Below are 24,786 nucleotides of genomic sequence, written 5' to 3'. Positions count from 1 at the left end.
CAAACGACATTTCGGAGGAATGCCATGGGTCCCTTCCCGCACGACGCCCCGCCCGCCACGATCAGCAAGGACAACCCCGCCGGTACCGACGGGTTCGAGTTCGTCGAGTTCGCGCATCCCGAACCGACGAAGCTGGCCGAACTGTTCACCCGCATGGGCTATGTGGCGGTGGCCAGGCATCGCAGCAAGAACATCACCGTCTGGCGCCAGGGCGACATCAACTATGTCGTCAATGCCGAGCCCGGCTCTCATGCGATGAAGTTCGTCGACAAGCACGGCCCTTGCGCCGCTTCGATGGCCTGGCGCGTGGTCGATGCCAACCACGCTTTCGACCACGCCGTCTCGAAGGGAGCCATCCCCTATGAAGGCGACGACAAGGCGCTCGATGTGCCGGCGATTGTCGGCATCGGCGGCTCGTTGCTTTATTTCATCGACAGCTACGGCAAGAAGGGCTCGGCCTATGACGCCGAATTCGAGTGGCTTGGCGCGCGCGACCCCCGGCCGCAAGGCGTCGGTTTCTATTTCCTCGACCACCTGACCCACAATGTCTATCGCGGACAGATGGACAAGTGGTGGGACTTTTATCGCAATCTGTTCGGCTTCAAGCAGATCCATTTCTTCGACATCGACGGCAAGATCACCGGTCTGGTCAGCCGCGCCATCACCTCGCCCTGCGGCAAGATCCGCATTCCGCTCAACGAATCCAAGGACGAGACCAGCCAGATCGCCGAATACCTGAAGAAGTACAATGGCGAAGGCATCCAGCACATCGCGGTCGGTACCGATGAGATCTACGCGGCCACCGACAAGCTCGCCGACAACGGGCTGAAGTTCATGCCCGGCCCGCCGGAGACCTATTACGACATGTCGTATGACCGCGTGAACGGCCATGACGAGCCGATCGAGCGGATGAAGAAGCATGGTATCCTGATCGACGGCGAAGGGGTGGTCGATGGCGGCATGACCAAGATCCTGCTGCAGATTTTTTCGAAGACCGTGATCGGGCCGATCTTCTTCGAGTTCATCCAGCGCAAGGGCGACGAAGGCTTTGGCGAGGGCAATTTCCGCGCTTTGTTCGAATCGATCGAGCAGGACCAGATCAAGCGCGGCGTGATCAAGGTGGACGGCAAGGCGGCTTAGCTTACTTGCAGGACAACTTCTTATGACCTAAATTTTGGTCACAGGAGGTTGTCCATGAACATTCCAATGGCTAAGGCGAAGGCTCAGCTGTCGGAGTTGGTAAAGCGTGCCCAAGCTGGCGAAGAAATCAATCTGACGCGGCACGGCGAGGTTGTTGCAACCTTGAACGCTCCCGCTCGGCCAGGCGGAAGCAAAGGCCTGCTCGGAGCCTTAAAGGGCCAGATCCGGATAGCGGACGATTTTGACGAACTCGGTCCCGAATTTTCGACTTACGACGTCGCGCTGGTCTGACGACCCAACCCCAGCCACTCGACCTCTTCCTTCCTCAGCTTCAAATCATAGTCGAGCAAAAACTCATCCAGTTGCGGCGGCGCGACTGACGTGCCCGACAGCATGGCGTGGACCTGGCCGCGGTGGTGGATGTCGTGCAGGAAGACGTGCGCCAGGATATCGCCGATCTTTTCCGGGATCATGCCGTCCTCGCGCCGGTCGGTCATGACGCGGCGATCGAGATCGACCTCCGACAGGCCATCGCAGAAGGCGATCAGCCGTCGGTCGGCCACTCGCTGTGCGGCAAAGAGCGGCTCACTTTCCTCGAAAGGCACGAAATCATCATGGGCGGCGGCGCCGACGCCGCCCTCTTCGAGAAAATCGAGATAGAGATAATCGACGGCAAGGACGTGGTTGAGCGTCGCCTTGATCGACGGGAAAAAGCTGGTGCGTTCGGCTTCGAATTCTCCGGGCTTGAGCTGCAGAACAGCGCGATAGAGCCGGTCGTTCGACCAGATATTATTCCCAGCCATGCGGCGCAAATGATCCAGAAGATTCATCGCTGAAAATCTGCCCTAGCCTCTATCCCTCGTATTTCTCAACCTTCTGCTCGATGGCGCCGAAGATCGAATGGCCTGCCTTGTCCTTCATCTCTATGCGCACCGTGTCGCCGATGCGCAGGAACGGCGTCTTTGGTTCACCTGACTCGATCGTCTCGATCATGCGCAGTTCGGCGATGCAGGAATAGCCGGCGCCGCCCGCCGCGACCGGCTTGCCCGGGCCGCCGTCGAGCTTGTTGGAGACCGTACCCGAGCCGATGATGGTGCCTGAGACCAGCGGCCTTGTCCGGGCGGCGTGAGCGATCAGTGCCGGGAAATCGAAGGTCATGTCGACGCCGGCATTGGCGCGGCCGAACGGCTTGCCGTTGATGTCGGCGAGCAGCGGCAGGCTGACCTTGCCGCCGTCCCAGGCATCGCCCAGTTCGTCCGGCGTCACCGCCACGGGCGAGAAGGCCGAGGACGGTTTCGACTGAAAGAAGCCGAACCCCTTGGCCAGTTCCGGCCCGGTGAGTGCGCGCAACGTGACATCGTTGACCAGCATGACCAGCCGGATGGCGGCGCGCGCCTCATCGAGGCTGGCGCCCATCGGCACATCGTCAACGATGACCGCGACCTCGGCTTCCATATCGATGCCGAAGGCCTCGTCGACTGTCTGGATCGGATCGCGTGGTGCCACGAAGGAGTCCGAGCCGCCCTGGTAGATCAGCGGGTCGGTCCAGAAGCTTGCCGGCATCTCGACGCCGCGCGCTTTGCGCACCAGTTCGACATGGTTCACATAAGCGGATCCGTCAGCCCATTGATAGGCGCGCGGCAGCGGCGAATGCGCGTCGTGCTCGTGGAAGCGAGCTGCCGGCATCGCATTGTTCTCCAGCGATTCGGCGATTGTCGCCAGATGCGGCGAGATCCTGCGCCAGTCGTCGAGTGCCGCCTGCAGCGTGCGCGCCAGAAACGAGGCGTCGGTGTATTGTGTCAGGTCGCGCGAAACGACGACGAGTTTCCCGTCGCGCGTCCCATCCTTCAGCGTGGCAAGCTTCATGCTGTTCCCTCTCCTTTTGCAGCTTTCCCGCTGCTTAGCTCCACAACAAGGCCGTCGCGCGCGATCGTCAAGTCGCCGGCCCATGTTTTCCTGACGGCGGCAGTCCACTCTGTCTCGCAAATCTGGGAGTCGTCGGCCGGAATGAGGTGATTGAGCACCAGCCGCTTCACGCCGGCTGTGTCGGCGATGCGCCCAGCCTCCTCGGCAAAGCTGTGGCTTGCAAGCAGATGCTCCTTGAGCCGCGCGCCATTGCCGGTCCTGGCAACCAGCCGCTCGATGCCTTCTTCCAGCATGGCTTCATGGACGAGGACATCAGCGCCTTCGGCGAAATCGGCCAGCGGCGGAAAGAAGGCTGTATCGGCCGAGAACACCACGCTTTTTGCGCCATGCTCGAAGCGCAGGGCAAAACAGTCGGTCACCGGCGGATGGTCGACGCGCAGCGCCGTGACCTTCAGGCCGCGCTGCTCGACCACATGGCCTTCGCCGAATTCTTCGACAGAAACCAACTCGCGAATGTCGGGCCGGCCCTCGTCGACGATGCGGATTTCGATGTCGAATTCCATCGCCTGGCAAAAGCGCCGCCAGTAATGGCCCGTGCCGGGCGGACCAAACACGCCGACAGGCGTTGCCAGACCTGCCGTCCAGGCGGTGTGGATCAGCGGTCCGAGTTCCAGCACATGGTCGGAATGCAGGTGGGTGATGAAGATCAGATCGAGCGCCTTCAGGTTGACACCGGCATCGACCAGACCGCGCGTTACGCCAAGCCCGCAATCGACGACGATGGTTCGTCCGCCGATCTCGAGCAGCGACGAACTCGGCCACGGCCCGACCGGCCGCAGCGCGGGGCCGCCTTTCGAACCCAGCAGCACCAGCCGCTCCGGCATTGGCTTGCCGCTCAAGACCAGTCGCCCTCGGGCGTGCCATTGAAGCGCTTCTTCAGGTCGGCCCAGCAATCGATGTAGTTGTCCTGCCGGGTTTCGAGTTCGGCGCCGTAGCGGGTCAGCATCTGCGGAAAACGCGTCTCGAACATGAACGCCATGGTGTTGTCGAGCTTGACCGGTTTCAGCTCCGCGCGCGAGGCCTTTTCGAAGCCAGGCGCATCCGGGCCATGGGCCAGCATCAGATTGTGCAGGCTGATGCCGCCGGGAACAAAACCTTCCTCCTTGGCGTCGTACTGGCCGTGGATCAGACCCATGAACTCGCTCATGATGTTGCGGTGATACCAGGGCGGCCGGAACGTATCTTCCGCAACCAGCCAGCGCGGCGGGAAGATGACGAAGTCGATATTGGCGGTGCCTTCCTCGCCGCTCGGCGCGGTGAGAACCGTGAAGATCGATGGATCGGGGTGGTCGAACAGCAGTGCGCCGACCGGAGAAAACGTCGCCAGATCATATTTGTAAGGGGCGTAGTTGCCGTGCCAGGCGACGACGTCGAGTGGCGAATGGCCGATCTCGGTGACATGGAAATTGCCGCACCATTTGACGATCAGCCGGCACGGCGTTTCCTTCTCCTCGAACCAGGCGCAGGGCGTCTTGAAGTCGCGCGGATTGGCCAGGCAATTGGCACCGATGGGGCCGCGATCAGGCAAGGTCAGCTTGGCGCCGTAGTTCTCGCAGACATAGCCGCGCACTTCGGTGTCGACCAGTTCGACCTTGAAGACGAGGCCGCGCGGCAGCACGGCGATCTCGCCGGGGCGAAGCTCGATGACCCCCATCTCGGTGACAAGGCGCAAGCTGCCCACCTGCGGCACAACAAGCAGTTCACCGTCGGCATTGAAAAAATGGTCGTCGACCATGGAGCGGTTGGCGACATAGACATGGGCAGCCATGCCGCTCTGCCCGAGCACGTCGCCGGCCGTGGTGATCGTGCGCATGCCGGCGATAAAATCGGTCGGCTCTTTCGGCATCGGCACCGGGTTCCAGCGGTATTGGCCCAGCGCCAGTTCGTGGTCGCCGACATTCGGCGCGGTTTTCCACAAGGGATAGTTCGCGGCCTTGAAGCGGCCAGTGTGTTTTACGCTCGGCCGGATGCGGTAGAGCCAGGATCGCTCGTTGGTGCCACGCGGCGCGGTGAAGGGCGAACCGGAAAGCTGCTCGGCATAGAGGCCGTAGGCCGGCCGCTGCGGCGAGTTGCGCCCCTGCGGCAAGGAACCCGGCAATGTCTCGGTCTCAAAATCATTGCCGAAGCCCGGCATATAGGAAAAGGCCATCGCGTCCTCCCGGATTGACCAGATTGGTTTCATTTGTAACCATCGAGAATGTAACTATCAATCTTCCGTTTTTCCCGGATGCGGACAATGGACATCCTCGAACTTGAAAGCTTCCTGCCCTACCGGCTCTACCGGCTGACCGACGCGGTCAGCCGCGAATTCTCGAAAGTCTACAAGGACCATTACGGCCTGACACGGCCGGAATGGCGCACGCTTTCCGGGCTTGGACAGCGCGGCACGATGACCGCGACGGCGCTCGGCGAGCAATCGGCCATGCACAAGACCAAGGTGTCCCGGGCCGTGTCCGAGTTGGAACGGCGGCGCTGGCTGTTGCGGACGCCTGACGAGAACGACCGCCGCGTCGAGCATTTGACGCTGACCAAAGCGGGGCTTGCCGCCTATCGCGAGATGGTGCCGCTGGCAAAGGCGTTTGAGAGAGAGTTGCTGGCGAAACTAAGCAACGGTGAACAGGTGGCAATAGAGACCGCTTTGGCTGCCCTGGAGGGGCGACCGGAATAAGCCGAAATGGATTCGAAACTACCCCCTCGAACGACTAAACACCCAGTCTTCAGCAAAGAGTTCGATCGTGTCGTCCCGAAAATAGAACAGGAATTGTCGCGATTTAGGTCCATCTGGCGACAGAACCTCCCAATCATCGTCGCCGACAGGACGGCTGTCGCCGATCACCTCGTAGAACTCACCCCATTCCGGAGCGTGCTTGCTGTAAAGGCCCTCCCCGGCGAACCAAGCATGGTCGTTTGTGGAATCCCATCGCCAGCGACTGCAACCGACGAAACGAAGAGTCCCTTTCTCTCCCATGCCGGCGTCATAAGCCCATGGATTCAACAGAAAGATAAGCTGAACCGTGTCGCCCTCAACTGTTAGCTCTACGTCGGGAGCGTTAGGTTCTGCGTTCCAGTCCAGGTTCAGGTGTCGGAAAGATAAGTCGCTCACCAATCCATCACTACCTTGCCCGAACTGCCGCTGCGCATCGCGTCGAACCCGGCCTGATAATCGTCGATGCCAATCCGATGCGTGATCAGTCCGCTCACATCCAGCGGCCCCTGCACCAGGGCGATCATCTTGTACCAGGTCTCGAACATTTCGCGGCCATAGATGCCCTTCAGATGCAGCATCTTGAAGATGACCTTGTTCCAGTCGATCTCGAAGCCGGTCGGGGCGATGCCCAGGATGGCGATCTTGCCGCCGTTGTTCATCGTGTCGATCATGTCGCGGAAGGCGGGCGCGGCGCCCGACATTTCGAGGCCGACGTCGAACCCCTCGGTCATGCCAAGCGCCGGCATGACATCGCGCAGCTTTTCCTGCGAGGCATCGACGACGTGCTGGACGCCGAGCTTTTTGGCCAGCGCCAGCCGCACCGGGTTGATGTCGGTGATGACCACCTTTCGCGCACCGACGCATTGCGCCACCAGCGCGCCCATGATGCCGATCGGCCCGGCGCCGGTGACCAGCACATCCTCGCCAACCAGATCGAAGGACAAGGCGGTGTGGACGGCATTGCCAAGGGGATCGAAGATCGCCGCGATCTCATCCGGCACGTCGTCGGGGATCGGCACGACATTGTGCTGGGGAATGGCCAGGTATTCGCCGAAGGCACCGGGACGGTTAACGCCGACGCCGAGCGTGTTGCGGCACAGATGCCCTCGCCCGGCACGGCAGTTGCGGCAATGGCCGCAGACGATGTGCCCTTCACCCGAGACGCGCTGGCCGACCTTGTATTCGGTGACCGCGGCGCCGAAATCGGCGACGGTGCCGACGAATTCATGGCCGGTGACCATCGGCACCGGCACCGTCTTCTGCGCCCACTGGTCCCAATTGTAGATATGCACGTCGGTGCCGCAGATCGCGGTCTTTTTGACCTTGATCAGCACATCGTTGGGGCCGATCTCCGGCACCGGCACGTCTTCCATCCAGATGCCTGGCTCGGCCTTGGCCTTCACCAGCGCCTTCATCATGTTCGACATTCTTTTGTCCCTTGAATCTCTTGATCCGGAGCAGCTTTTCGACGCTCAGGAAATCACGCCCAATTCCCTGCCGACCGCACCGAAGGCCTCCACCGCGCGGTCAATGTCGGCAGTCGAATGCGCCGCCGACATCTGGGTGCGGATGCGCGCCTGGCCCTTTGGTACCACCGGGAACGAGAAGCCGATGACATAGATGCCGCGCTTCAGCATGCGCGCCGCCATCTCCTGCGCCAGCGTCGCATCGCCCAGCATCACCGGTATGATCGGATGATCCGCGCCTGCCAGCGTGAAGCCGAGCTTGCCCATCTCGGACCTGAACCGTGCCGCATTGGCATATAGGCGCTCGCGCAAGGCATCGCCATTGCGGATCAGGTCGAAGACCTTGATCGAGGCACCGGCAATCGCCGGCATCAGCGTGTTGGAAAAGAGATAGGGCCGCGAGCGCTGGCGCAGCCAGTCGACCACCTGTTTCTTGCCGGACGTATAGCCTCCAGAGGCGCCGCCGAGCGCCTTGCCGAGCGTGCCGGTGATGATGTCCACCCTGCCCTCGACGCCGCAATGTTCCGCCGACCCACGACCATTCTTGCCGACGAAGCCGACCGCATGGCTGTCATCGACCATGACCATGGCATCGTACTTTTCGGCGAGATCGCAGACGCCCTTCAAATTGGCGATGATGCCGTCCATGGAAAACACGCCGTCGGTGGCGATCAGCCGGAAGCGGCAATCCCTGGCTTCCTTCAACCGCGCTTCCAGATCGGCCATGTCGTTGTTGGCGTAGCGGAAGCGTTTGGCCTTCGACAGCCGGACACCATCGATGATCGAGGCGTGGTTGAGCGCGTCGGAAATGATCGCGTCCTCCTCGCCCAGCAGCGTTTCGAACAGGCCGCCATTGGCGTCGAAGCAGGAGCCGTAAAGGATGGTGTCGTCCATGCCGAGGAAGGATGAAATCGTCGCCTCGAGCTGCTTGTGCTCCTCCTGCGTCCCGCAGATGAAGCGCACCGAGGCCATGCCGTAGCCGTAGCGGTCGAGCGCCTGCGTTGCCGCCGCGCGCAGGTCCGCGCTGTCGGCGAGGCCGAGATAGTTGTTGGCGCAGAAATTCAGCACCTTCTCGCCGCCGACCTCGATTTCGGCCGACTGCGTCGAGGAAATCACCCGCTCGGACTTGTAGAGGCCGGCGGATTTCAGCCCTGCAAGTTCGCTGTCGATGTGGGAGAGAAATGCGGCGGTCATGATTCAGGCCTCGTTTTGACGTGGCAGACTGTCGTCCCGCCCGCGCAAAAAATCCATCGCAAAAGCGACCGCAAGGGGTGGCCGGGCAGTATCAGCGAGGACGCAATGGACATTGCCCAAGTGATCGCCCGGCGCGCATGGATTGACGAATGCTCAAATGCGGGCCGGCCACGAAAGAACCCGATAACCATTTCGCGATCTTTCCGCTCCTCCCCCTTGCCGGCCAGCCGTCGACTTCCGGTCCTGTTAACGTTTGCAGTTCAATGGTGCTCATACAGAAATCCGTTGGCTAGAGGGCCGCCCCCGAACATGTCTCAGCAGCCGGTGCAAACCGTTTCAGGCAAGCTCATACTGCTGATCAAGGCTGGCTACTGGCTGGCGCTGCTGATCATTGCCGCCATGGTGGCGGCCTCCTTCGTCCTGCTGCAGCAGACGATGGCCACGCAGCAGCACAACCACACCTTGCTCGACATCGTCGGCACGCAAAAGACGTTGTCGCAGCGCATCGTCTTCCTTGCCAGCGCAACGGGCGTCGCCTCGCGCGACAAGCAGCCGGCGCTGGTCAGCGCGCTGAAGCAAGCTACGGCGGAGTTCGAGACGAACTACGATCTGCTGCTCAAGCAGACAGGCGCGGATCCGGAATCGCCGGCCAAGCGCGATGCGAAGTCGATCGAGAGCGTGCTTTTCGCCAAACCCTTCCATCTCGACTATTTCTCGGTCGGCCTGATCGCCAATGGCGACCGTCTGATCTCGGCGCTGGAATCGCAGCTCAACCTTGGCGACAATGGGGGCTACAAGGGCGGCGCCGAACGCGTCAACCTCGATGCCTCGGTCGCCAATGCCACACTGTCCGGCTATGCCGCGCTCGGCCAGCGCATCAGCGCCGACGCCGACGAGCGTTCCGAAAAGCTGCTCACCCTCCACCGCACGCTGTTCTACGCCACCCTCGGCGTTATCCTGCTGGTGGCGCTGTTCATCTTCAGGCCGATGTCCAACGCGATCCTGCGCAAGACCCGTGAACTGGTCGAGGCGCGCAATTCGATGGCCTTCATCGCCGTTCATGACGGACTGACGGGCCTGCACAATCGCACTTTCCTGACCGACCATTTCGAGACGCTGATCAAGGGCGCGCACCGGCGGCGCGAACGCCTGGCCGTCGTGCAGCTCGACCTCGACCGGTTCAAGCAGATCAACGATACGCTCGGCCATGCCGCCGGCGACTATGTGCTGGTGGTGACGGCGCAGCGCATGCGCGATTCCTGCCGGGCGTCGGATCTCTGCGCGCGGCTCGGTGGCGACGAATTCGTGATGATCCTCAACGGAGCCGGCAGCACCGAGGACATCAACATGCTGGCACGCCGGATCCTGGCGCATATCAACGAGCCGATCGTGTTCCAGGGCACCACCATTCTTCCGGGCGCCAGCGGCGGTATCGCGGTCTATCCGATCGACGCCGACAATGCCCAGGACCTGCTGGTCCATGCCGATCTGGCGCTTTACTCGGCCAAGAAGATGGGCGGTGGCAACTTCTCGTTCTTCTCCGAGGAATTGCGCAGGGAACTCGACTACCGCAAGCAGCTCGAACACGACATCAAGGTCGCCATTTCCGAAAAGGCGTTCCAGGTCTATTTCCAGCCGCAGGTTTCGCTGACCAACGGCACCATCAGCGGCATCGAGGCGCTGGTGCGCTGGAACCATCCCGAACGCGGCATGATCTCGCCGGGTGAATTCATCCCGGTTGCCGAGAAATGCGGTTTCATGCCTGAGATCGGCCGCATCGTGATCAGCAAGGCGATCAACGAGGCCGCCGAATGGAACCGTGCCGGGATTGCTTTCGGACGGCTTGCCGTCAATGTCTCGGGCACCGAGTTGCGCGAGCACGATTTCGATGCGTTTCTGTTCGGAACGCTGGAGAAAGCCGGGCTGCCGCCGCAGAAACTGTCGCTCGAAATCGTCGAATCCGTCATTCTCGACGACGAGAAGACAGGGATCGCGGCGAAGCTGCGTCAGATCAGGGCAGCCGGCGTCCATCTGGAGCTTGACGACTTCGGCACCGGCTATGCTTCGCTGAGCCACGTCAACCCGAACGAGATCGACCGGCTCAAGATCGACCGCCGCTTCGTCCAGAACATTCATGAGAATGGCGACAACTCCAAGATCGTGCGCGCCATCACGGAGCTTGCCCGGGGGTTGGGCATCTCCATCGTCGCCGAGGGCGCCGAAACCGAGGCGGAGCTCGACTCGCTGATGGCGATCGGCTGCGACCAGGTGCAAGGCTATTCTATCGCCTTCCCGATGCCGCATGACAAGGCGCTCGAATGGCTGACGGCCCGTATGCCGAAGAAGGCCAGGCTGACAGTCCTGCAGGGCAGCCTCGCGTAAACCGGACCAGCCTTGACAAGCAGCCGGGGAAATGGCGGCCGATCGCAGGGGGTGCGGCCCATGACATTCTTTCGATTTGCCCTGGCGGCCATTTTGATGTCCGCGCTGCCAGCCTACGGGGCGGATCGCACCATCTATCTCACCTTCGACGACGGACCGCTGAACGGCACAAGCAATATCCTCGACGTGCTGGAGGCGGAGCAGGTACCCGCAACGCTGTTCATGGTCGGCATGCATGCGCAGGCCAGTGCGTCCAACGGAAACCTGGTGGGGCGCGCCAAGGCGATGCCGTTGGTGACGATCGGCAACCACAGCTACAGTCACGCCTACAATCACTACCGGCATTTCTATGGCGATACCGAAGGCGTGGTGGCCGACATGCTCAGGGCCAACTCCGTACTGGGCCTGAAGCCGGAAGTGCATGCCCGCCTGCCGGGGCGCGATGTGTTCCGGCTGCCGTCGATGTCAAAAAACGACAATTCGCTTGGGCAGGCGCAAGCCGGGCGTGAGGATCCCGACTATGAGTTCGTCGCGGCTTCCGGCTTCTACCTCTACGGCTGGGATCACGAATGGGTGCACAAGGACAGCGGTGAGCCGGTGCAGAGCGTCGACCATCTGGTCAGCGAGATCGATCATCTGTTCGGCTATGGCCATTTCGCCAAACCCGGCAAGTTGATCCTGCTCATGCACGACGAGATGTTCCAGGACGGCTTCGACGGCAAGACGCAACTGACCAAGCTGATCACCGCGCTGAAGCTGCGCCATTACGCCTTTGGAAAAATCCCAAGCTATGATGACTGAGCCATCAGGGCGGCATTCCTAGCTCTCCACATTCTCCCGCAATACGGCCAGCACCTGCGCAAACTCCGCCAGACGCTCGTCGGGCAGTCCTGTGCGAAGCCGCTTGTCGAAGACAAGTGCCGCTTGCCGCAATCTCTCGAACAGCGCTTCTCCAGCCTCCGTCAACTCGACCAGGTGAACCCGGCGGTTGACGGGATCGCGCCGCCGCGTCAGCAGGCCCTGCGCCTCCATCGCATTGAGATGATGGGTCAGCGTCGCACCCTGGATGCCGATCATGCCGGCAAGTTCGCGTTGATTGGCAAGCTCGCTCGACTTGACCGACAGCAGCGTGAGCCAGACCGGCAATGTGCCGCCTGCCTCGACCAAGGCGGCGTCGAAAGCCTGAGCGACAAGCTTTGCGGTGCGGCCGAGATTCATGCCGACCGGCGGGCGTTCAAAAGGCGTCATCGCCGGACACTAGACGGTGTTTTCGCAGGATGGAACAAGCTTCGCTTTGTACATTGACATCTAATGATTAGATATCTAATTATTGCATATGACGAGCGAGAGAGGATAGCCGGCATGCAGTATGTCTACATCGTCGTGATCGGCCTTCACGTCCTGGCCGGAGTGTTCTGGGCCGGCACCACCGTCACGCTTGCCCGCGATCCCGAGATCAAGGCGGAACGCTTCATCCGGCCGCAATTGGGCGCGGCCGGCATGGTTTTCCTGACCGGAGCGCTGCTGTGGTATTTCTTTCACGGCGCCTATTTCGGCTCGATGGAAATGGTGCTGGCGCTCGGCATCCTGACCGCATTCGCCGCCGCCGGCGTGCTCGGCGCCATGGTCAGGGCGCCCAGCCGGCGGCTTGCCGGCGCCAGTGCGGATATCGAAACCCAACTGCGCGCCAGGATGGCCATGGGCGAACGCATTGCCGCAAGGCTGCTGGCGATCACCGTGCTGTGCATGGCGGTCGCCAGGATGGTTTGAGCACCAACCCACAAGATCGCACGTTGTCAGGCGACAAGCCAAACGTGCGGGCGCGCGGCCAGGCCGGCATACAAGGGCTCTCGTAGGCAGGTCCGACCGCGCGCCACCATTTTCTTGATGGGTTCAGATTCGCAGGCCGAACCTTATCCCGTCATAGATGGCGGCATGAATGTTGCGCGAGGCGACAGCATCGCCGATCCGCAACAGCACAAAAGATCCTTGGGGATTGCGCGCCGGGAAAATGTCGCCCCCTTTGACCAGACGTTCGTAGTCGACCGCGCCACCGTTCTTCGACAAGGGTTTCAGCGAGAGATAAAGATCGTCGAGCGGCGCCGTGCCGTGCTCGACCACCACCTGGTCGACACGTCGTTCGCCGCGCCAGCCATCGGCAAAATCCGAAGCGAGTTCAGCGACCAGTTGATTGCCCTCGCGCCGCACCGAGCGCAGGCGCGTGTTGATGGTGACGGTCACGCCCTTCTCATGGAAGGCCCTGACATAGGGCACGTGGTTCATGCCGCCCATTTCGGGAGCGAAGAACCGCTCCGGCGAAACCAGTTCCAGTCTCGAGCCGCTGTTGGCGATCAACTCGGCCGCCCCCATGCCCTGATGGCCGCCATTGTCGTCATAGAGCAGGACATTCTCGGCCGGCTTGACGCTGCCTGCCATGATGTCCCAGCTCGACGTGACGAGATTGTCGCCGGACACCAGCGGCGGGTTCCGCGGCAGGCCGCCGGTTGCGACGACCACCACGTCGGGCACCAGGGCCAGAACATCCTCCTGCTCCGCCCAGGTGTCGTAGCGGATCTCGACACCGAGCCGGTCGAGTTCGGCCAGGCGCCAGTCGATGATGCCGATCAATTCCTTGCGGCGCGGGTTCTGGGTCGCCAGCCGGACCTGACCCCCGGCCTGGCTCGACGCCTCCAGTACCGTCACCTGATGGCCGCGCTCGGCAGCGACCCGCGCAGCCTCCAGTCCGCCTGCCCCGGCGCCGACGATGACGACCTTCCGCTTGGGCCCTTCGGCCTTGACGATGATATGCGGAATATCGGCCTCGCGGCCGGTCGCCGCATTGTGGACGCACAGCGCCTCGCCGCCTTCGTAGATGCGGTCGAGGCAATAGGTGGCGCCGACGCAGGGACGGATCTCGTGCTCGCGGCCCTCCATCACCTTCTTGATGATGTGCGGATCGGCGATGTGAGCACGCGTCATGCCGACCATGTCGAGCTTGCCGGTGGCGATCGCATGGCGCGCGGTGGCGACGTCGGAAATGCGCGCCGCGTGGAAGGTCGGAAATTTTGTTGCCGCCCTCACCTCGCCGGCAAAATCGAGATGCGGCGAAGAGCGCATGCCGGCCACCGGGATGACCTTGGTCAGTGCCGCGTCGCTTTCGATGGAACCACGGATGATGTTGAGGAAATCGACCTTGCCGGACGACGCGAGCCGCCTGGCGATCTCGACGCCTTCCTCCTTCGACAGGCCTTTGTCGAAATCCTCGTCGGCGACCATGCGGATGCCGACGACGAATTTCTCGCCAACCGCCGACCGCACCGCATCGAGCACCATGTTGGTGAAACGCAGCCGGTTGTCGAGCGAACCGCCATACTCGTCGTCGCGATGATTGGTGGCGGGCGACCAGAAGCCGTCCATCAGATGGCCGTAGGATTCGAACTCGATGCCATCCAGCCCGGCCGCCTGGCAGCGCTGCGCGGCCGAAGCATAGTCGGCGACGATGCGCTCGATGTCCCACTCCTCGATGGTCTTGGGGAAGGCACGGTGCGCCGGCTCGCGCACCGGCGAGGCTGAAAGCACCGGCAGCCAGTCAGCCTTGTTCCAGCCGGTGCGGCGGCCGAGATGGGTGATCTGGATCATCACCTTGCAGTCGTGTTCGTGGCAGGAATCCGCCAGTTCAGCCAGCCACGGCACGATGCGGTCGTCATAGACATGGAGATTGCCGAAAGCGGCCGGGCTGTCGCGCGACACGATGGCCGAGCCGGCGGTCATGGTCAGCGCCATACCGCCCCTGGCCTTTTCTGCATGGTAGAGCCGATAGCGTTCCTTCGGCATGCCGTCCTCCGAATAGGCCGGCTCGTGGCTGGTCGACATGACCCGGTTCTTCAGCGTCAGATGCTTGAGCTGGTAGGGTTGGAGAAGCGGGTCGTTGCTGGTCATCGTCTTCCTGCCGTTTTAATTTGTGCTAATGAGCGGCAAATCCAAGGAAACCGCTCATGATCGATACCAAAAACCTTACCCAGCTCGGCACCCACGTCGAGACGCCACAGAGCCCCGAAGTCGCGGTCCTGGAAACCGTGCCGTTTCAGCGCGGTGACGGATCGCCGGCGATCGTGCGTTTCACCGTTCCGGAATTCACCTCGCTCTGTCCGGTGACCGGACAGCCGGATTTCGCCCATATCGTCATCGACTACGCACCCGATGCGGCCCTGGTGGAATCGAAGTCGCTCAAGCTGTTCATGACCTCGTTTCGCAACCATGGCGCTTTCCATGAAGACTGCACGGTGATGATCGGCCGTCGCATTGTCGCCGCGACCAAGCCGCTCTGGTTGCGTATCGGCGGCTATTGGTATCCGCGCGGCGGCATTCCGATCGATGTCTTCTGGCAGACCGGCGCGCCGCCCGAAGGCGCCTGGCTGCCGGATACCGGCGTGGCTCCCTATCGCGGGCGGGGATAACTCGACGATCATTCGCACTGGTACTGGCTGAGCGCCCATTCGCCGGTCACCGACAACAGGTCCGATATCTTCCACTCGCCGCCAACCTTCTTGAACTTCCATTCGAGGCGATGCGGGTTGCCGGCGACGACGAAGGCGACGATGACCTTGGCCTGGTCGCCATTGATCGCCTCGAGCGTCTTCAGGCTCTTGTCGATCTCGGCCTTGTCGTAGTCCGCATTGTCGAGCGCCATGTTGGGGTCCAGGCATTCGCCTTGCCCGGACTTGCGCAAGGCATCGCTCTTGTCGAGCACGGTTTTTGCCGGATCGACGAAATGGCTGCGTTGCGACGGATCGATCTCCAGGTTGACCTGATCGTAAAACGGCCGCACGACCGCCGTCGGCGATCCCGGCTGAATGGGGGCGGCTGGTTCGCTTGGCGGCCATGCGACAGGTGGCGTTGCCGGTTCGGCGGCGCCGCCGGGTGCTGTTGCCGGCGGCGTCCCGCTCTCGGCAGGTGCTGCCTCGGCCGGAGCATTCGCCGGCGGTGGACCCAACAGCCCCTGGGCGGCCGCGCCGTTCAAGCCCGCGGCCAGCAGGCAGATGGCCGACAAGAGCAGGAACGCGCGGCCGGCCATCGCCTTACTCCGGATCCTGGCCGGCCACGCATTCGAGCTTGCTCAGCGTCCAGTCGCTGGTCTTCGAGGCGATGTCCGATATCTTCCACTTGCCGTCGACCTTCTTCAGCGACCAGTGCATTTCGCGCTGCGCATCGTCGCCTTCCGGAAAAAGACTGAAATTCGCCACTACCTGCGCCGTGTCGCCATCCACCGTCTCGGACAGTTTCAAGGTCTTGGAAATGGTCTTCTGGTCGAAATCCTGCGCGTCGAGGCCAGGATCGAAGTCGATACAGGCGACCTGGTCCGGGTTCTTCTTGGTTGCCTGGTCGTTGAGGTCGAACAGTTTCGTCACCGGCTCGGTGAAGCGATCGCGGTATTGCGCGTCGGCCTCGAACTTGACCTGCGGAACGTAGAAAAACTTCACGGCATCGGACGCCGGGCCGGCCCAGGCCGCCGCGGGCAAAGCTATCGAAAGGGCGGCAAGGAGCACTGTCAGTCGCATGCAGAATCTCCGGCTTTTTCATGGCTTGAGGCAACCAGTACCACGCATCCTGCATATCGGCTTTTTTGCGGTTCATGAAGCCCGCGAGCGCGTCACGGCTAATGCGTGACGTCTCGACGGGACGCCCGGGAAAGGCCTCGCAATCAAAGACCAAGGGCTGCCTTGCGTCCGTCGTGGATGGCGAAAGCCGCCTGTCTGGAAGCGGTGCAATCACCGATCGAAGTGTGTGCGATGCCGCGCCTTTCGAGTTCGATGGAAAGCATGTCGGCAGCCATATTCGTCGTGGCGAAGACCAGCGTATCGGCTTCGATCTCCTGCTCGGTTCCATCGAGCAGGGAAGCGACCCTGGCCGCCCTGCCATCCCAATGAACGACGGCGCTCTCGGTGACGAACCGCACCTTGAGCTTGGCAAGCGCCCGACGCAGCGGCGCGTCGACGGCCATTCGCTGCAACTCTTTGCCAACCAGGGCGTCCGGGGTCACAAGCGTCACATTGTGCCCGTCCTCGGCGAGTTTCCAGGCGGTGCCGCAGCCTTTCCAATTGCCGCCGTCATCCAGCACAAGCACACGTTTGCCCGGCCTCGCTTCCCTTGCCATCACCGCTTCGGCGGAGAAAACCGGGCCGCCGCCTGGAATCGTTTCCCACTGCGGCAAGGCCCGTTGGAAAGCGCCGTCTGGCGGCATCGAGCCGGTCGCGACGATGACGTGATCGACGCCCTCGCGCTCGACATCGTCGGCTTCGACATACTGCCCGTAGCGGATGTCGACCTGAAGCTGGCCGAGCTGACGCTGGTACCAGTCGATCAGATCCAGGATCTGGGCGCGGCGCGGCTGCAAGCCGGCGAGACGGAACTGCCCGCCGAGCCGGTCGGAAGCCTCGGCCAGCGTGACGCGGTGTCCACGCTCGGCCGCGGCGCGCGCCGCTTCGAGACCGGCCGGGCCGCCACCGACGACCAGCACGCGCTTCGGCTGGGCGGCCGGAGCAAAGCGATCGCCGCCCCACTCCCATTCCCGCCCCGCGGAGGGATTGATGACGCAGCTGATCCAGTAGTCGCGGCTGCGCCGGCCCCAGCACATCTGGTTGCAGGACAGACAGCCGCGAATGTCTTGCGGCCGCCCGTCGGCGGCCTTTGCCGCCAAATGCGGATCGGCGATCTGGCCGCGCACGATGGAAACGAGATCGGCGCGGCCTTCGCTCAGCACGCTCTCGGCGTTCTCGGGGGTGCGGATATGGCTTTCGGCAGTGATCAACGCGTGACGCACGGTGGATTTGAGGACGGCCGCCAGGTCGGCACCGAGCTTCTCGGGATAAACAAAGGTCGGGATGATCTTGTAGAAATCGAAGTAGGAACCCGTTCCGCAGGTGACATAGTCCATCAAGGCATCGCGGTCGTGGAGGTCGACTATCTCGGCCAGTGCTTCGCGCTTGAGCGCCACTTCGACTTCCGGCTCGTCGTTGATCGCAAGACCGACGATGAAATCGTCGCCGCATTCCCGGCGAATCCGGGTCATCACCTCGCGGCTCATCCGGGTGCGGTTTTCAAGGCTGCCGCCCCATCGGTCGTCCCGGCGGTTCGACCAGGGCGTCCAGAACTGGTCCAGCATCGAATGGTAGGCCGCCCAGACCTCGACGCCGTCGAAGCCTGCCTCACGGCAGCGGCGCGCCGCCTGGACAAAGCCCTCGATCGTTTCTTCGATCTGGCGCTCGGACATCCGATGCGAACCGTCGGAGTCGTGGTAGCTCGGCAGGCCGGAAGGTGACCAACCGGCATGGAACGAATTGTCGGCGTCGGCGTGCTGGCCGACATGGTAGAGCTGCTGGATGGCGACGGCGCCGTTGCCGCGGATGGCCTCGGTCACCTTGCGAAAATGCGGGATGACGCTGTCGTCGGAAGGCCGAAAGTTGCCGCGCGTCAGTACCGCGGCCTGATGCACCGGCATCGGCTCGACCACGACCATGGCCGCGCCGCCTATCGCGCGTTCGGCGTAGTAGCCGACATGGCGTTCGGTCGGCAGGCCGTCCTCGGCCATATTGGCGGTATGGGCTCCAAACACGATCCTGTTGCGCAATGTTTTGCCGCGCAAGGTGGCCGGTTCGAACAGACGCTTGAAGACCCGGCCGGACATGCGAATTCCCTCCCTCATCGGCGGCATTGCGCCGGCGTACGGGCGCCGGCGCTGTGTGGCTGGACTTCGGGTGTCAGGCGTCCAGCCAGACGTTCTGGAGATCCATTTCGAAGGTCTGGTGAACGCCGTAGTTCTTCACCTTCTTGTTGGTGTGGCTGTAGAGCTTTTGCCAGAACGGCTGGATGATGACGCCGGAGTCCTGCAGGATCTGCTCGACATCCTTCATCACCTCCTTGCGCTCGGCGACGTCGATCAGCGACAGCGCCTGCTTGAGCTTGGCGTCGAAATCGGGATTGGAATAGGCCGATTCATTCCAGGCCTCGCCGGTGCGGTAGCCCAGCGCCAGCACCTGGACGCCGAGGGGGCGCATGTACCAGATGGTCATCGAATAGGGATATTTCGTCCAGTCGTTCCAGAAGGTCGAGCCCGGCAGCACCGTGCGCTTGACCTTGATGCCGGCGTCACGCAACTGGCCGGCGATCGCGTCGCCAGTGTTCTTCTGCCAGTCGTCCTCGATGGTGATCAGCTCGTGCTCGAAGTCGGCCTGGCCGGCGTCCGCCATCAGCTTCTTGGCGCCGGCGGCATCGCGCTCCTTCTTGGGCAACGGATAATATTCAGGATGGATCGGGCTGACATGGTGGTTCTCACCGACGGTGCCGCGCCCATTGTAACCGAGCTGCAAGACGGCATTGTTGTCGACGGCCATTTGCAAGGCATTGCGAACGCGCTGGTCGTCATAAGGCTTGTGGGTGATGTTGGTGCGGGCAACCAGCGTGGTTGCGGTCGCGACTTCCGATTTCTGCAGCCCCATCTTGTCGAGAATGTCGATGAAGTCGGCGGGGCTCTCAAAGTTGAGGTCGATCTCACCGGAATCGAATGCATTGACCGTGGCGTTGAAGTCGGTGCCGTAGTCGATGAATTCCACGCCGTCGAGCGGCGCTTCGCCACCCCACCATTTGCCGTTCTCGCGGCGCTTGACCACAGCCTTCTGGCCGACGTCATACGACACCAGCTCAAACGGTCCCGTGCCGATCGGCTTCTTGATCGGATCGGCGCCATCGGCGTCGAAATTGCGGTGCACGACGAGTGCCGGATAATCGGTGAAGTTTGGAATGAGCGAAATGTCTGGCTCCGAGAGCTTCAGCTTGACCGTGTTGTCGTCGACCTTGGTGATGGCGCCGTCCCTGGCCTTGCCGGTCTTGGCATCGATCAGCGCACCGACGCGCGCCGCCATGGAGTTGCCGGCGACGCCCTTCTCGCACCAGCGCGTCACATTGTGCACCACGTCATCTGCATTGAAAGCGTCGCCATTGTTCCAGGTGACGCCCTTGCGCACATGCAGGGTGTATTCGGTGGCGTCGTCGTTGATGTCCCAGCTTTCGAGCAGCACCGGCTCGAAGGTGAACTGCCTGGTGTAGCGCACCAGCGGCTCCAGCCAGCTGCGCGATATGTTGGCGAGCTCCACCCAGTCGTACGTGCGCGGATCCTTCTGCGCCTTGACCGCCATCGAGACGTGCAGCGTTCCACCTTTCTTCGGCTCCTCGGCAAGGGCCTGTCGTGGCGCGGCGAGACCGATCATGGCGTAGGCCAAAGCCGTCGATGCGCCAAAGGCGCTGGCCAGCGCCAGGAATTCGCGCCGGTCGATGCGACCCGCACGCGCCTCCGTCGCCATCGCTTCGATAGCGGGCGGCACACGATCGCCGTTGCTTTTGAAAATCGTCATGTCAATCTCCCCTTGTTGTTCCCGTGAGGTCTTTGTCTGTTGTTTTTCAACTAACGCTGTCGGGCAATTTCTCCTCGCGGCGCGCGATCAAATCCTTGAGACCGTCGGCGATGCCCTCGTCGAGCTTCGGCTCCTCATAGTCGGCGAGCATGTTGCGCGCCTTCTCGCGGCCGCGCGTGTCATGGTCCTTCGCCCCTTCGGCGTTCCACTGTTCGTAGGAGTTGAAGTCCATGATGCTCGGCATGAAGAAAGCCTTCTCGAAATGCTCGAGCGTGTGCTGGGTGCCGAGGAAATGGCCCTGCGGCCCGACTTCGCGGATCGCCGCCATCGCTTCCTTGAAATCGTCGAACGGCAGGCCGCCGGCATATTTGTACCAGCCGACAAGCTGTTCGCAGTCAGTGGCGAATTTCGAATACCCGCAGGTGAGACCCGCCTCCAGCCATCCGGCCGAGTGCCAGATATAATTGGCACCGGAGAGAATGGCGGCATGCATCAGCATGTTCGCCTCATAGCCGGCCTGGGCATCGTTGAGCTTCGAGCCGACATGGAAGCCGGAGGTGCGCCACGGCAGCTTGTATTTCCGCGCCAGCGCACCCATCAGATACATCATCTGCGCGGCCTCCGGCGTACCGCCCATCGGCGCGCCGGTCTTCATGTCGACCGTGACCATGAACTGGCCGTACATTTGCGGAGAGCCCGGGCGGATGAGCTGGGTCAGGGCCACGCCCGCGAGCGCCTCGGCGTTGACCTGCGCCACCGCGCCCACGGCGGAGGCCGAGGTCGATGCGCCGCAGAGCGCGAACGGCGCCAGGATCAGCGGCTGGTTGTGGCTCGCATAGACCCGCATCGCATCGATCATGGTGGCGTCCCAGACCAGTGGCGAATTGCAGTTTGTGATCGCCACCAGCACCGGGTTCTCGCGCACGAATTCCTCGCCGAAGACGATTGCAGCCATCGCCATCGTGTCCTCGGCGCGCTCCTTCGACGTCACGATGCCCATGAATGGCTTGTCGGAATGCTTCAGCGCCGAATGGATGATGTGCAGATGCCGCTTCGGCACGGCGATTTCCATCGGCTCGCAGATGACCGAACTCGACGAATGCAGAGCCGGCGCCATATAGGCGAGCTTGTGGAAATTGTTGAGGTCGGCAAGCGTGCCGTAGCGCCTGTTGTTGTCGAGGTCACGGATATAGGGCGCGCCGTACATCGGCACGAAGATCGAGTTCTTGCCGCCGACGCGGACCGTGCGTTCGGGATTGCGCGCGTTGAGCGTGAATTCCGATGGAACTTTCGAGACGAGCTCCATCAGCAGCGCGCGGTCGATACGCACGCGCGTTTCCCTCACATCGGCGCCAGCCGCCTTCCAAAGCTCGATGGCGCCGTCGTCGCGGAATTCGCAGCCCACCTCTTCGAGGATCTTGAGCGACTCCTCGTGGATCAGTTCCACCGCTTCATCGGGAACGATCTCATAGACCGGAATCTGGCGAACCAGCGTCGGAAACGAAGCGATCGGAGCGCCACGAAGCGCCTTGCGCCCGAGGCGGCCACCACCCCGGCGATGGGTCGGTTCAGTCAGTTCGGCGGCGGGTGCGTTCATGAGACCTCCAAGCGTCCGTTCCAAGCCAAGTTAGCGAGGCGAAATATGGCTGTGACGCTGGAAAATCCTGATCTCTTGTATAAGCTCTGCTTATGCGAAGCCTGCGTCACCTCCTGCCCTCCGCCGGCAGCCTGATCGTCTTCGAGGCGGCCGGCCGGCTGTCGAGTTTCACAGCGGCCGGGCGCGAGCTCGGGATGACGCAGGCGGCCGTCTCCTACGCGGTGCGCGGGCTTGAAGAACAGCTCGGCGCCAAGCTGTTCCAGCGCCGCCACCGGCAGGTCAGCCTGACGGAAGCCGGCGAGCGGTTCCACGCGGATGTCTCGCTCGGGCTTTCGCATATCCGCAAATCCGCCGAGGATTTGCGCCTGCAAGCGACCGGCGGCCATGTGACGCTTGCCGCCTCGACCGCTTTCGGCTCGTTCTGGATGATGCCGCGCCTGCAGCAGTTCCGCGACGAATTGCCGGGCATCGACCTGCGCATCCAGACCGCCGACCGTGATCTCGACATCATCGCCGAGGGCATCCCGCTTGCCGTGCGCGGCGGTGAGCCGCGGGAATGGCCGGATTATTTTTCGCTGCCCTTGGCCGACGAGGAGATCTTTCCGGTCGCCAGCGCCAGCTATCTCGCAAAAGTTGGCACGCCGGGGAGCGTCGAGGAACTGGCAAGGCACCGCCTCATTCACCTCGAGGAACCCTATCGCGAAGCCGCCAGCTGGGACGAATGGTTCCGATCGGCCGGAGGCCGGCTCGACGATACGGCGCGCGGCCTGCGCATCAATGACTATGGCCTGGTGATCCAGGGCGTCATGGAGGGACAAGGCATTGCGCTGGGTTGGCGGCACCTTGCCGAGCGGCTGCTGGCGACGGGCCTGCTGGTGCCGGTGACCAGTCACGTGCTCAAAACCGGCAAGGCCTTCTATGTCGTGTGGCCGAAGAACCGGGAATTGAGCGAGAATGCCCGCAAGGTCAGGGATTGGCTGGTGGCGCAGGCGTAGAGTCGTTTCATTGTTTCGGCCGCAGTTCGCCCTCGCCCGCACGATACGAATCCGCCTATACTGTCGTCATGCCCATCCGCCAGCTTTCCGAAACGATGATCAACCAGATCGCCGCCGGCGAAGTCATCGAGCGTCCGGCGAGCGTGGTCAAGGAACTGGTCGAGAACGCGCTCGATGCCGGCGCAAGCAAGGTGGAGGTCGTCACATCGGGCGGCGGGCTGAACCTGATCCGCGTCACCGATGACGGTTCCGGCATTCCAGAACGGGAATTGGCGCTGGCCATCGCGCGCCATTGCACCTCCAAGCTCACCGAGGACATCAACGACATCCGCTCGCTCGGTTTTCGTGGCGAGGCACTGCCGTCGATCGGCTCGGTGTCGCGGCTGTCGATCCGCTCGCGCACGGCTTCCGGCGACAGCGCCGCCGAGATCGGCATCGAGGGCGGTCGCGTCCTGCCCGTCAAGCCGGCGGCCGCCAATCGCGGCACCACGGTCGAGGTGCGCGACCTGTTCTTCGCCACGCCGGCACGGCTGAAATTCATGAAGGGCGAACGCGCCGAAAGCTCGGCCATCAGCGACGTGGTCAAGCGCATCGCCATCGCCTTCCCCACGGTGCGTTTCACGCTGGCCGGATCCGACCGCACGACGCTGGAACTGCCGGCGACCGAGGGCAGCGCGGACGGCAGCCTGCGCCGCGTCGCGCAGGTGATGGGCGCCGACTTTCCCGACAATTCCATTGCCATCGATGCGATGCGCGAAGGCGTGCATCTGACCGGCCATGTGTCGATCCCGTCCTTCACCCGCGCCAACGCGCTGCAGCAATATGCCTATGTCAACGGCCGCCCGGTGCGCGACAAGCTGATCGCCGGGGCTATTCGCGGCGCCTTTGCCGATGTCCTGCCGCGCGACCGCCACGCGGTGACGGTGCTGTTCCTGACGCTCGACCCGGCGATCGTCGACGTCAACGTCCATCCGGCCAAGGCCGATGTCCGCTTCCGCGATCCGGGCCTCGTGCGCGGGCTGATCGTCGGCGCGATCCGGCAGGCATTGGCAGAGGCCGGCATCCGCTCCGCCACCACGGGAGCGGCCGGCATGATGGCTGCTTTCCGCCCAGGCGCGGCCTCCTATGGTCATGGCGGCCCGACAAATGGCCATCGCAGCTACGACGCGGCTTTCCGTGCGTCCGGCCCGACGGGCTTCGACCCTTCGCGCTCGTCGCAGCGGCCGCTCGACATGCAATTCGACGGTGCCGGCTTTGAACGCGGCAACGCAGGAACCGGCGGCTTCGGCGAAAGCGACCAGGCGGCGTTCGATGCCGGCCCGCTTGCCAGTGCCGATGCGCGCGCCGGGCAAAATGAAGCAACCGAGACGCTGCTTGGCGCGGTGCTGGGGGCCGCCCGCGCGCAGGTGCACGAGAACTACATCGTCGCCCAGACCCGGGATTCGCTCGTCATCGTCGACCAGCACGCGGCGCATGAGCGGCTGGTTTACGAGGCGCTGAAGAACGCCCTGCATTCGCGGCCGGTGCCCTCGCAAATTCTGCTTCTGCCCGAAATAATCGACCTGCCGGAAGAGGACGCCGAGCGGCTCGCCATGCATTCCGAAACGCTCGCACGCTTCGGCCTCGGCATCGAGCGTTTCGGCCCGGGCGCGGTTGCCGTGCGCGAGACGCCGTCGATGCTGGGCGAGACCAATGTCGGTCAACTTGTGCGCGACCTCGCCGACGAGATCGCCGACAACGACACGGTCGAAACGCTGAAGGAGCGGCTGGACAAGATCGCGGCGACCATGGCCTGCCATGGTTCGGTCCGGTCAGGCCGGCTGCTCAAGGCCGAGGAGATGAACGCGCTGCTGCGCCAGATGGAAGCGACGCCGGGCTCCGGCACCTGCAACCACGGCCGGCCGACCTATATCGAGCTCAAGCTGGCGGACATCGAGCGGCTGTTCGGGCGGCGGTGAATACGAAGTACAGT

General features: G+C 62.9%; 23 protein-coding genes. 9 read left to right on the top strand and 14 right to left on the bottom strand.

Translation table 11 applies throughout. From position 1 onward, the window contains the following. Positions 1–24 precede the first annotated feature (24 nt). Positions 25–1,140, top strand: coding sequence for a 4-hydroxyphenylpyruvate dioxygenase (gene hppD / locus LB569_RS04325; protein WP_224691243.1), 1,116 nt, complete (start codon positions 25–27; stop codon positions 1,138–1,140). A gap of 54 nt (positions 1,141–1,194) precedes the next feature. Continuing rightward, positions 1,195–1,431, top strand: coding sequence for a type II toxin-antitoxin system Phd/YefM family antitoxin (locus LB569_RS04320; RefSeq protein ID WP_140707034.1), 237 nt, complete (start codon positions 1,195–1,197; stop codon positions 1,429–1,431). On the opposite strand, the gene LB569_RS04315 is transcribed toward LB569_RS04320, so the two are convergent. Genes LB569_RS04315 through hmgA form a run of 4 tightly spaced genes read right to left on the bottom strand, consistent with a single transcriptional unit; the run spans position 1,410 to position 5,215 of the window. Next, positions 1,410–1,970: a DinB family protein gene (locus tag LB569_RS04315; RefSeq protein WP_224691242.1), complete on the bottom strand. Its 561-nt coding sequence runs from the start codon at positions 1,968–1,970 to the stop codon at positions 1,410–1,412. The genes LB569_RS04320 and LB569_RS04315 overlap by 22 nt on opposite strands. Before the next feature lie 22 nt (positions 1,971–1,992). Continuing rightward, complete coding sequence (locus tag LB569_RS04310; protein ID WP_224691241.1) at positions 1,993–3,006, bottom strand: fumarylacetoacetate hydrolase family protein; 1,014 nt, start codon at positions 3,004–3,006, stop codon at positions 1,993–1,995. Then, positions 3,003–3,890: an MBL fold metallo-hydrolase gene (locus tag LB569_RS04305; protein ID WP_224691502.1), complete on the bottom strand. Its 888-nt coding sequence runs from the start codon at positions 3,888–3,890 to the stop codon at positions 3,003–3,005. The genes LB569_RS04310 and LB569_RS04305 overlap by 4 nt, the downstream gene beginning before the upstream one ends. Before the next feature lie 11 nt (positions 3,891–3,901). Beyond that, complete coding sequence (gene hmgA / locus LB569_RS04300) at positions 3,902–5,215, bottom strand: homogentisate 1,2-dioxygenase (RefSeq protein ID WP_224541262.1); 1,314 nt, start codon at positions 5,213–5,215, stop codon at positions 3,902–3,904. Between the two features lie 87 nt (positions 5,216–5,302). Here hmgA and LB569_RS04295 point away from each other — a divergent pair, with 87 nt between their 5' ends. Next, positions 5,303–5,734, top strand: a complete 432-nt coding sequence (locus LB569_RS04295) for a MarR family winged helix-turn-helix transcriptional regulator (protein WP_224691240.1) — start codon at positions 5,303–5,305, stop codon at positions 5,732–5,734. An 18-nt stretch (positions 5,735–5,752) separates the two neighbouring features. Here the strand turns inward: LB569_RS04295 and LB569_RS04290 are convergent, their stop codons facing one another. The 3 genes from LB569_RS04290 to LB569_RS04280 are packed head-to-tail and all read right to left on the bottom strand — an operon-like array spanning position 5,753 to position 8,433. Beyond that, positions 5,753–6,169 carry a hypothetical protein gene (locus LB569_RS04290; protein ID WP_224691239.1) on the bottom strand — a complete coding sequence of 139 codons (417 nt, stop codon included), beginning with the start codon at positions 6,167–6,169 and terminating at the stop codon, positions 5,753–5,755. Then, positions 6,166–7,200, bottom strand: a complete 1,035-nt coding sequence (gene tdh / locus LB569_RS04285; RefSeq protein WP_224691238.1) for an L-threonine 3-dehydrogenase — start codon at positions 7,198–7,200, stop codon at positions 6,166–6,168. Before tdh ends, LB569_RS04290 begins: the two co-directional genes overlap by 4 nt. 45 nt (positions 7,201–7,245) lie before the next feature. Continuing rightward, positions 7,246–8,433: a glycine C-acetyltransferase gene (locus tag LB569_RS04280; RefSeq protein ID WP_224691237.1), complete on the bottom strand. Its 1,188-nt coding sequence runs from the start codon at positions 8,431–8,433 to the stop codon at positions 7,246–7,248. A 309-nt stretch (positions 8,434–8,742) separates the two neighbouring features. Here LB569_RS04280 and LB569_RS04275 point away from each other — a divergent pair, with 309 nt between their 5' ends. Continuing rightward, the gene (locus LB569_RS04275; protein WP_224691236.1) at positions 8,743–10,815 is read left to right on the top strand and encodes a putative bifunctional diguanylate cyclase/phosphodiesterase; all 2,073 of its coding nucleotides are present in this window, start codon (positions 8,743–8,745) and stop codon (positions 10,813–10,815) included. 96 nt (positions 10,816–10,911) lie between these two features. After that, entirely contained in the window at positions 10,912–11,616 is a 705-nt protein-coding gene (locus LB569_RS04270) for a polysaccharide deacetylase family protein (RefSeq protein ID WP_224691235.1), read from the top strand. 18 nt (positions 11,617–11,634) lie between these two features. Here LB569_RS04270 and LB569_RS04265 read toward each other — a convergent pair whose 3' ends face one another. Further along, positions 11,635–12,063, bottom strand: a complete 429-nt coding sequence (locus LB569_RS04265; protein ID WP_140707053.1) for a MarR family winged helix-turn-helix transcriptional regulator — start codon at positions 12,061–12,063, stop codon at positions 11,635–11,637. A gap of 114 nt (positions 12,064–12,177) precedes the next feature. Here LB569_RS04265 and LB569_RS04260 point away from each other — a divergent pair, with 114 nt between their 5' ends. Then, positions 12,178–12,585 carry a hypothetical protein gene (locus LB569_RS04260; RefSeq protein WP_224691234.1) on the top strand — a complete coding sequence of 136 codons (408 nt, stop codon included), beginning with the start codon at positions 12,178–12,180 and terminating at the stop codon, positions 12,583–12,585. Between the two features lie 123 nt (positions 12,586–12,708). Here LB569_RS04260 and LB569_RS04255 read toward each other — a convergent pair whose 3' ends face one another. Continuing rightward, positions 12,709–14,754: an FAD-dependent oxidoreductase gene (locus tag LB569_RS04255; protein ID WP_140707057.1), complete on the bottom strand. Its 2,046-nt coding sequence runs from the start codon at positions 14,752–14,754 to the stop codon at positions 12,709–12,711. Positions 14,755–14,810: 56 nt separating this feature from the next. On the opposite strand from LB569_RS04255, the gene queF reads away from it, so the two are divergent. Beyond that, on the top strand, positions 14,811–15,272 hold the full coding sequence (gene queF / locus LB569_RS04250) for a preQ(1) synthase (RefSeq protein ID WP_224541246.1): 462 nt from the start codon (positions 14,811–14,813) through the stop codon (positions 15,270–15,272). Between the two features lie 8 nt (positions 15,273–15,280). Here the strand turns inward: queF and LB569_RS04245 are convergent, their stop codons facing one another. From LB569_RS04245 to LB569_RS04225, 5 genes are all read right to left on the bottom strand, one after another. Beyond that, complete coding sequence (locus LB569_RS04245; protein WP_224541244.1) at positions 15,281–15,889, bottom strand: hypothetical protein; 609 nt, start codon at positions 15,887–15,889, stop codon at positions 15,281–15,283. 4 nt (positions 15,890–15,893) lie between these two features. Beyond that, entirely contained in the window at positions 15,894–16,373 is a 480-nt protein-coding gene (locus LB569_RS04240) for a DUF3828 domain-containing protein (protein ID WP_224541242.1), read from the bottom strand. A gap of 143 nt (positions 16,374–16,516) precedes the next feature. Next, positions 16,517–18,499, bottom strand: a complete 1,983-nt coding sequence (locus tag LB569_RS04235; RefSeq protein WP_224691233.1) for an FAD-dependent oxidoreductase — start codon at positions 18,497–18,499, stop codon at positions 16,517–16,519. Between the two features lie 73 nt (positions 18,500–18,572). Then, positions 18,573–20,222, bottom strand: a complete 1,650-nt coding sequence (locus LB569_RS04230; protein WP_224691232.1) for an ABC transporter substrate-binding protein — start codon at positions 20,220–20,222, stop codon at positions 18,573–18,575. A 46-nt stretch (positions 20,223–20,268) separates the two neighbouring features. Continuing rightward, positions 20,269–21,819, bottom strand: coding sequence for a trimethylamine methyltransferase family protein (locus LB569_RS04225; RefSeq protein ID WP_224691231.1), 1,551 nt, complete (start codon positions 21,817–21,819; stop codon positions 20,269–20,271). 92 nt (positions 21,820–21,911) lie between these two features. Here LB569_RS04225 and LB569_RS04220 point away from each other — a divergent pair, with 92 nt between their 5' ends. Both LB569_RS04220 and mutL read left to right on the top strand, forming a co-directional pair. Beyond that, complete coding sequence (locus tag LB569_RS04220) at positions 21,912–22,814, top strand: LysR substrate-binding domain-containing protein (protein WP_140707070.1); 903 nt, start codon at positions 21,912–21,914, stop codon at positions 22,812–22,814. A 68-nt stretch (positions 22,815–22,882) separates the two neighbouring features. Then, positions 22,883–24,772 (top strand): DNA mismatch repair endonuclease MutL, encoded by a 1,890-nt coding sequence (gene mutL, locus LB569_RS04215; protein WP_224691230.1) that lies wholly within the window; start codon positions 22,883–22,885, stop codon positions 24,770–24,772. Positions 24,773–24,786: the final 14 nt, after the last annotated feature.

This window comes from Mesorhizobium sp. BH1-1-4, assembly GCF_020165665.1.
In the GTDB taxonomy this organism is placed as follows: domain Bacteria; phylum Pseudomonadota; class Alphaproteobacteria; order Rhizobiales; family Rhizobiaceae; genus Mesorhizobium.
This window is presented reverse-complemented; position numbering and strand designations above follow the sequence as displayed.